This window comes from Paenibacillus sp. J31TS4, from assembly GCF_018403265.1.
Taxonomy (GTDB): Bacteria; Bacillota; Bacilli; order Paenibacillales; family NBRC-103111; genus J31TS4.
The window spans coordinates 140591-148903 of the sequence record NZ_BOSI01000006.1 but is presented as its reverse complement, the minus strand read 5'-3'; the positions used below and the strand labels follow the sequence as shown (position 1 = coordinate 148903).

General features: G+C 59.3%; 5 protein-coding genes and 1 rRNA gene. All 6 read right to left on the bottom strand.

Annotation, left to right across the window (positions count from 1 at the left end):
- Positions 1 to 124 (bottom strand): 16S ribosomal RNA (locus KJS47_RS21095); the annotation flags it as partial.
- Positions 125 to 592: 468 nt separating this feature from the next.
- The gene (gene ligA, locus KJS47_RS21090; protein WP_249716623.1) at positions 593 to 2593 is read right to left on the bottom strand and encodes an NAD-dependent DNA ligase LigA; all 2001 of its coding nucleotides are present in this window, start codon (positions 2591 to 2593) and stop codon (positions 593 to 595) included.
- Between the two features lie 77 nt (positions 2594 to 2670).
- A complete protein-coding gene (pcrA, locus tag KJS47_RS21085; RefSeq protein ID WP_213527444.1) occupies positions 2671 to 4935 on the bottom strand; it encodes a DNA helicase PcrA in 2265 nt (754 codons plus the stop codon).
- Between the two features lie 57 nt (positions 4936 to 4992).
- Positions 4993 to 5688, bottom strand: a complete 696-nt coding sequence (gene pcrB, locus KJS47_RS21080; RefSeq protein WP_249716621.1) for a heptaprenylglyceryl phosphate synthase — start codon at positions 5686 to 5688, stop codon at positions 4993 to 4995.
- Between the two features lie 224 nt (positions 5689 to 5912).
- Positions 5913 to 6917, bottom strand: a complete 1005-nt coding sequence (locus KJS47_RS21075; protein ID WP_213527418.1) for a DUF4340 domain-containing protein — start codon at positions 6915 to 6917, stop codon at positions 5913 to 5915.
- Complete coding sequence (locus KJS47_RS21070; RefSeq protein ID WP_213527416.1) at positions 6914 to 8308, bottom strand: GldG family protein; 1395 nt, start codon at positions 8306 to 8308, stop codon at positions 6914 to 6916. The genes KJS47_RS21075 and KJS47_RS21070 overlap by 4 nt, the downstream gene beginning before the upstream one ends.
- Between the last annotated feature and the right edge of the window lie 5 nt (positions 8309 to 8313).

Sequence of the window (8313 nt, the reverse complement as noted above, 5' to 3'; positions counted from 1 at the left end):
CGTGTTACTCACCCGTCCGCCGCTAAGCATCAGAGAAGCAAGCTTCTCATCAACTCCGCTCGACTTGCATGTATTAGGCACGCCGCCAGCGTTCGTCCTGAGCCAGGATCAAACTCTCCATAAAAGTACCTCCCCAAAAAGTGAAGAACAGCTTCGCAGCATATTCCGATTACTTTTCGGGGGCCCCGGGCAAAACCCAAGGGCAAAAGGCGATTTAAAGAAAGAGCGATTCGCTCATTTGTCCAAACAATTGGCTTAAATCGTTCTGATTTGTTCAGTTTTCAAGGAGCTTTAATGTTGCTTCTGTAAGCTTCATAACTTGTGGTGACAAGTATTTATCTTACCAGGCTAGCAACCATATGTCAAGCAACTTTTTTCAAAGCTTAGTAGCCGTTCGCTGCTTGTTTCTGTGCCGCCCTTGTGAGGCGCAAGAAATAATATACCACCTAACTCGCTAACTATGCAAGAGGAAATTTTGTACAACTAGCTTCGCACCAATTTCACGCCGACTCTGTATGGGGGATCAGACCGATTGCCCATTATCCCGCCCTTATAGACTGCCCCCGAAAGGCAGAGAAAAAGCGTCTGAGACTCAGACGCTTCCCTCCAGCTGCCGAAGCAGCTCCTCTTCATCCTCCAGCACCGGAATCCCGAGATCCTGGGCTTTGGTCAGCTTGCTGCCGGCATTCTCTCCGGCGATCACGAGATCGGTCTTCTTGGAGACGCTGCCGGTTACTTTGGCGCCTAGCGCCTCTAACCGCTTGGACAGCTCGTCACGGCTGAATTGAGCCAGCGTGCCGGTAATGACGATCGTCTTGCCGAAGAACGGGTTCTCCGGATTCGCTTCGGCCGGATGCTCCTCGGCAATCGGCTGGACGCCGGCTGCCAGCATCCGCTCAATGCTTATCCGAATCAACGGGTCTTGGAAAAAGGAGACGATGCTCTCCGCTACGATGCCCCCGATGTCGGGCAGCAGCACCAGCTCCTCCGCGGTGGCCGCCATAATGGCGTCCAGGCTGCGGTAATGATCGGCGAGCTGCTTGGTGGTCGATTTGCCCGTATTGGGGATACCCAGTGCGAATAGGAAGGACGACAAGTCCCGCTGCTTGCTCGCAGCTATCGCCTCCAGCAGCTTGTTGGCCTTGCGCTCTCCGAACCGCTCGAGCCCGATCAGCTGGTCGAAGACGAGGTAATAGAGATCCGACGGGTCCCTTACTCCCAACTCCTGATACAGCTGTTCGGCGGTCGCTACGCTGAACGTCTCGATATCCATCGCATCCCGCGAAGCGAAATGAGTAATCCGACCGATCAGCTGCGGCTTGCACTCGAGCCGGTTCAGGCAGAACAGATGAGCTCCCTTCTCCTCAAGCAGGGAACCGCACGAAGGGCAGTGGGTCGGAAAGACGATCTCCTCCCCGTCTGGAGAGTCGGGAACCTTCCCCAGAATCTCGGGAATGACGTCGTTGGACCGCCTTATGTAGACGAGCGCGCCCAAGCCGTGCTTAAGGCCTTTGCGTTCGATGTCTCCTATATTGTTCAAGGTGCACCGCTGAACCGTCACACCCGCGATATCGACAGGATCGACGAGCGCCACCGGCGTCAGCTTGCCGGTCCGGCCCACCTCCCATGAGACCGTCCGAAGAGTGGTGGTGGCTTCCTCCGCTTCGAATTTATAAGCGACCGCCCACCGGGGAAACTTATCGGTATAGCCGAATTCCTGCCGGGTCCGCATGTCGGTGATCTTGACGACGGCACCGTCGATCAGATAATCCATCTGCAGGCGGCGTTCGGCGATCGCCTCGAGCTCCTCGTACACGTCCTCGATCTTATCGAAATACTGAATGTACGGATTCACCTTGAAATGGTTGTCCCGAAGGAACTGAATCATCTCCTCGTGCGTCGCGAACTGCAGTTCGTCGGAATAGCCGACATTGTAAATAAAGGCGTCCAGGCGGCGGGTAGCCGTTACGGCAGGATTGAGATTGCGCAGCGCGCCGGCCGCCGCATTGCGGGCGTTCTTGAGCGGCTCTGCGGCCGTCCGGTTGTAGTCCTCCAGAACGGACAAGAACATAACGCCTTCGCCCTGCACCTCAATCAGCCCGTTGCGGTAAGGGATCTCTAGCGGAATCGAGCGGATCGTCCGCACCTGGGGCAGGATGCTCTCGCCCACCACGCCATTGCCGCGGGTCGAGGCTTGCACGAGCTCTCCATTGTCATAGGTCAGGTTGAGCGTCAGGCCGTCGAACTTGAGCTCGACAACGAACGAGAGCGGAGGCAGCGGGTCGTCCGGATTGTTCTTGTTGTACTGCTCCACGAGCTTCTGCGCCCGGGCGTGCCACGCCAGCAGGTCTTCCTTATCCTGCGCTTTATCGAGGCTCCACAGCCGTGCACGGTGACGATGCGGCTCGAACCCCTTCAGAATCTCTCCGCCTACCCGGCGGGTCGGCGATCCGGGCAGCACGACCCCTGTTTCCTTCTCCAGCGCGACCAGCCGGTCGTACAGCACGTCATACTCCTTGTCCGACACCTCGGGAGCGTCCATTGTATAGTAGAGATAGCTGTGACGATTGAGCTCCTCCACCAATTGTTCCATTACCGCGAGCCGTTCCTCCACGCCTCCACTCATCCTTTCCCTGTTATCCCCGGCGGGTCTTATCGCCGAAGTCCCTATTAAACTTTCGTAATCGGGGCGAATTTGGCAAGCAGACGTTTGACGCCTACCGGTGCCGGGAAGGCAATCTGCAGCTCCGTATCGTCTCCGCTGCCCTTCACCGATACGATCACGCCCGTGCCCCATTTGCCGTGAGACACCTTGTCCCCGTTATGAAAATCCGTTACCTGGTTCGCTGCGGGAGCCGCAGGACGCATCCGAGGCGCAGCAGGTGCGGTCCCGCCCGACGCCGCAGCGCCTCCTCCGAACCGGGAAGCGCCAAACGAGCCGGATGGACGGCTGCCGAACCGCTCTCTCCCGGGCGAGCTGTTCTCCACCAGCTCTTCGGGTATCTCCCTCAGGAAGCGGGACGGCGCATTGCTGCTCGTTCGTCCGAACAGCACGCGCATTCTCGCGCAGGAGAGGTACAGCTGCTGCTCCGCCCGTGTGATGCCGACATAGGCGAGCCGCCGCTCCTCTTCGAGCTCCTCGTTGTCCATCAGCGCCCGGCTGTGGGGGAAGACACCCTCCTCCATGCCGACGATGAATACATGTGGGAATTCGAGGCCCTTGGCGCTGTGCATCGTCATCAGCACGACGGCGTTCTCCGACCCGTCCTCCTCTGTTTTGTCCATTGAGTCGATATCCGCGATCAGCGCAAGATCGGTCAGGAAAGACACGAGCGACTTGTCCTCGCTACGGTTCTCGAACTCCATCGTGACGGACAGGAACTCATCAATGTTCTCCAGCCGGGACTGAGACTCCAGCGTCTTCTCGCGCTGCAGCTCCTGCCGGTATTCGGTCATCTCCAGCATCTTCTCGGTCAGCTCGGTTACCGACAGGTACTCCACCATGCCGTGAAGGCCCTTGATCATATCCCGGAAGTCCGCCAGCGCGTTCTTGGCCCGGGAGGTGATCTCGAGCGAATCGATCTCGTCGAGCAGCGCGAACGCCGACAGGCCGCGTCTGCCCGCCTGCTCCAGCACGCGCTCCACGGTCGTGTCGCCGATGCCCCGCTTCGGTACGTTCACGACCCGGGTGAAGCTGATGTCGTCGTCCGGATTGGAGATCAGACGCAGATAAGCGAGAATGTCCTTGATCTCCTTGCGGTCGTAGAACTTGACGCCGCCGATGAGCTTGTAAGGAATCTCCGATTTGATCAGAATTTCCTCGATCACCCGGGACTGGGCGTTCGTTCTATATAAAATAGCATAGTCCATATAAGACTTGCCCATACCGCGGCCTTTTTTGATCTCGGTGACGACAAAATAGCCTTCCTCATGCTCGGAATCGGCCTGGAATAGCTTGATCTTGGGGCCTTCACCCTTGTCCGTCCACAGCTTCTTCGGCTTGCGCCCCGTGTTGTTAGCGATGACGCGATTCGCGGCCTCCAGAATGGTCGAGGTGGACCGGTAATTCTGCTCGAGCAGGATGGTCGTCGTCTCGGGATAGTCCTTCTCGAAGTTCAGAATGTTCGAGATGTCCGCTCCCCGCCAGCGGTAGATTGACTGGTCGCTGTCGCCCACTACGCAGATCCGGTGGTGCTTGTCGGCGATCATCCGGCACAGCAAATACTGGGCCCGGTTCGTATCCTGATACTCGTCGACGTGGATATATTGGAACTTGTTCTGGTAGAACTCGAGCACGTCCGGCACTTCCTTGAACAGCTGGATCGTCACCATGATCAAGTCGTCGAAATCGAGGGAATTGTTATTCTTCAGCTTCCGCTGGTACAGGGAATAGACCTTGGCGACCACGCCTTGAAAATAGTCGCCGATACGCTTCTCGAAGCTCTCGGGCGTAATCAGCTCGTTCTTCGCTCCGCTGATAGCCGCCTGAATGCTCTTCGGGTCAAACTTCTTGGGGTCAACGTTCAGCTCCTTGAGGCAAGCCCGGATCACCGACAGCTGATCGCCGGAGTCGAGAATGGAAAAGTTGGAGGTGTAGCCAATCCGGGCGATGTCCCGGCGCAAAATCTTGACGCACATCGAGTGAAAGGTCGAGACCCAGATGTCGCGGGCCGACGCCCCGACCAGCTTCTCAACCCGCTCCTGCATCTCGCGGGCCGCCTTGTTCGTGAACGTAATGGCCAGGATGCTCCAGGGAGCGGCCTTGCCGGCGGCGATCAAATAAGCGATCCGATGGGTCAGAACGCGGGTCTTGCCGCTGCCCGCCCCCGCCATAATGAGGAGCGGCCCGTCTACCGACTGGACCGCCTTCTTCTGTTCGGGATTCAGCTTCTCAATCGCCGCAAAAATATCCTTCATCGGATGAATGGAGTTCATCATCGTCGTCATACCTTCCTAAAAAAAATTAGTCCGCTCCCGGAACCCGAGCTCCTGCTAGGGGGCCGGCACCGAGCGCACGGCGGCAACGGTGGCCAGCGCCGCGTCCAGATCGTCGTACAGCACGTTGCCGACGACGACGGTATGCGCGCAGCCCGCGGCCTGTCTCGCCTTGTCCGGCGAGTCGACGCCCCCGCCGTAAAAGAGGCGGGCCTGATGCAGCACCGCGGACGCCCGGCGGACCTTGTCCATCTCGCCGAACATGCCGCTATATTCCACGTAGAGAATCGGGAGGCGGAGCAGCCGGTCGGCCAGCCGCCCGTAGGCGGCCAGGTCCTGGCCGTCAAGCTCCGTCTTGGCGCCCGTCAGCCGTGCGACCGAGGAGTCGGGGTTCAAGATGACGTACCCTTCCGGTACGACCGCTTCCCAGTCGATCAATGCGCCGTACTCCCGCAGCCCCATCTGGTGCTGGCCGGTAATCCAGCGGCCGTCGTCCGTGTTCAGGACGACCGGTATCATATAAAGATCGAAGCCGGGGACTACCGACTCGATCGTGGAAATCTCCTGCACGCAGGGAACCTCGTAGCGGCGAATCCGCCCGAGAAGATCGACAGTATTATCGAATGTCACGCCTGTCGTCCCGCCCACCATGACGGCGTCGGTCCCCGACAGACATACCCGGTCGAGCGCCTCGTCGGACAGCGTCCGTTCCGGGTCAAGCTTGAATACGTGCCTCCATGTCCGGTAGTCCAACTTACGGAACAGCTCCTTTGCAAAAACGGCGGAAAATCAAGCGTTTCCGCACCCTCTTCAGTCTAAGACAGGCACGTGGGAGTGTCAAATTGCCAGCTGCCTCCAGTATATGCCAACGGAACGAACGTTCGCAACCCGATTCCTTCCTTTAGCCAGACAAAAAAGCCCCCGAATCGGAATGGATTCGGGGGCGGTTCTACCCTTCCAGGACAGGCAGCGATCCGTCAGGGTACGGGAGAAGCGGATGGGGAAGGCGCACCGGCAGCCGGGGAAGGCGACGGCGACGCTGCGGCTGCCGCTTCCGCCGCCTCCGCATCGGCCTTGGCGTCGGCTAGCGCCTGCACCGCGTCCATGGGGACCGGATAGGCCCAGGCGCCGCCCTGCTTGGCGACCCATACGACGCTGCCTTCGACCTTGCCGACGTATACGGATGCCGTCTCGGCCCCGTCGGCCCCTCCTTCCTTCACCTCTACCTTCAGCTCGGGATTGTCCAGCTTCACCTGGGCCGCCGCCTTGGGAAGCTCCTCGCTCGAGAGAGTCGTCAGCTTGTCGAGCGGAATGGTGCCGTTCTCCGCCTTCAGCTCCTTCTCGCCGAGCGTCCAGGCGGACTCGTAGGCTGCCTTGGCAGCGTCCTTCTTGGTCAAGCTCCATGCCGTCCCCTTCCAGGAGACGTCGAGCCGCTTAACCTTGTTGTAGTCTACCGAAACGGCGTTCTTCTCCGCGAAATCGACAGCCTGCTTGCCGAGCGACTGCAGCGCCGTCTCACTGATCGAGTAGACGGCCGGATCGCCGTCGAGCTTGGCATAGTAGCTGCCAGCCACCGGAAGCGCATTGCCGACCAGCACCTTCTTGGACGTACCGTCCGCAAGCTTGGCCTCCAGCTGCAGCATCGGCTTGTCGAGCCCGAATTCCGCGAGGTCCTTCGGCTGCTCGTCTACCTTGGTGTCATAGGAAAGCATCGAGAATGCCCCCAGCCAGCTGTCCACCATGTACTTGTTGACCGGATACGGCTGCGGCTGGGTCATCTGCCAAGCTTCACCCTGCTTCACCAGCTCCACCGTCCCGCAGGCGGACTCAATCTTGACCTGCTGCAGGTCGGAGGCCTGCGCCTGAACGAGCGGCTTGGCGGCGTCGTCCTGCTTCTCTTGAAAAAAGTTCTGGGAGGAGGCGTACCAGTAGCCTCCCAGACAGACCAGCACCAGGAGAATGGTCGGAAGAAACTTCTTCATCCCTTTCTCCTCCTCCACCAGATGAGTCCTCCCGCGAGCAGGAACAGAATCGGGATGACGATGACCGTCCCGATGAAAATCACGTTCGCCTGGTCCGCGGAGACGAAGGCTTGCGCCATCTGCTCCTCTTCCCTCGGCCGGATCGTCACGGCGTTCTCCTGCTCATGCAGCCAGGCCACGCTGTTCAGCACGAAGTCCTTGTTCCCCTGCTGGCCCAGCAGCTGATCCTGCAGGAAAACGGTGTTGCCGAGCACGATCGCCTTGGGCTTGCCTTCCGGCGACTCGATTGCGTAAGCAAGGCCCAGCGGACCCGCCACATCCGCGTCCGTCTTTTTCAGATCGGCCTGGGTGGCCTTACCGGAAGCGAATTTGTCGAGGCTCGTCTTGCCGAACGACTTGTCGGACGATTGCAGCAGCGTCGTCGTCTTCCAGGTCGTGTTGCCTGCATCCAGCGCGAGACCCATAGCGGCCGGGAAGATGGTGATCCGGTTTTCCTGGCGCAGCTTATCCACGATCTCGTGATACCCGTACTCCGGTACGATCGCCAGCGGGTCGTTCAGGAGCGTCGTTCCGCTCTCGACCACGAGGGCGTTTTGGTTTTTGACGCCGAGCAGCGTCAGCACCTCGTTCCAGTTCTTCCACTTGGCCATCTCCGGCGAGTAGCCGAGGGAGAACAACAGCTTGCCGTCTCCGCCCACGAACGTCTTCAGAAGCTCCAGTTCCGCGTCGCTCAAATCCGTCTGCGGTCCGAGTACGAACAACGTCTTGGCGTCGTCCGGCAGCTTGCCTTCCTTGACGAGGTTGAGGTCCTTCAGCTCATATCCCTCTCCCTCCAGGCTGCTCGCAAAGCCCGGCGCCTGCGCCGTCGCCAGCTCTCCGTGGCCGGTCAGCATGTAAGCGGTCCGTTTCTCCCCGGATTGCAGCGCTACAATCGCCTGAGTGAATTTTTCTTCCCCGCTGAACGTGTAGGACGATTGGGTCGAGCCGTAGCCGAACAGGTCCATCGCCTCCACGTTCCGCGTCTTGTCGCCGCTCGTGAAGACGATCGTCCCGTATTGGGTAACGTTGTACTTCTGGGCGACGGACGGCTGCTTGGCCGGATTAACCTGCTCGAAGGTGAAGTCCTTGTTCTGCTTGTGGTATTCCTGCAGCAGATCGGCGATCATCATATCGGCCGCCTGGTCCTGCGACTCGAATGCGACTACGTGAACCGGCGCCTTCATTTCCTTCAGCACGGTCTTCGTCTGGTCGGCGAGCGTGAACTTCTTGGTCGCCGTCAAATCCCACTGCGCTCCCTTCATCGAAGAGAGGAAGAGAGTGAGCAGAATGAATACGCCGATGACCGCAGCCGAGAGAACAGCCGCATTGGTGCCTTTGATCCAGGTTTTCACTTCTC

Coding starts and splice junctions, on each gene's coding strand:
- pcrA (WP_213527444.1), bottom strand. CDS start 4,935: ATGAACTCCATTCATCCGATGAAGGATATTTTTGCGGCGATTGAGAAG.
- ligA (WP_249716623.1), bottom strand. CDS start 2,593: ATGGAACAATTGGTGGAGGAGCTCAATCGTCACAGCTATCTCTACTAT.
- KJS47_RS21075 (WP_213527418.1), bottom strand. CDS start 6,917: ATGAAGAAGTTTCTTCCGACCATTCTCCTGGTGCTGGTCTGTCTGGGA.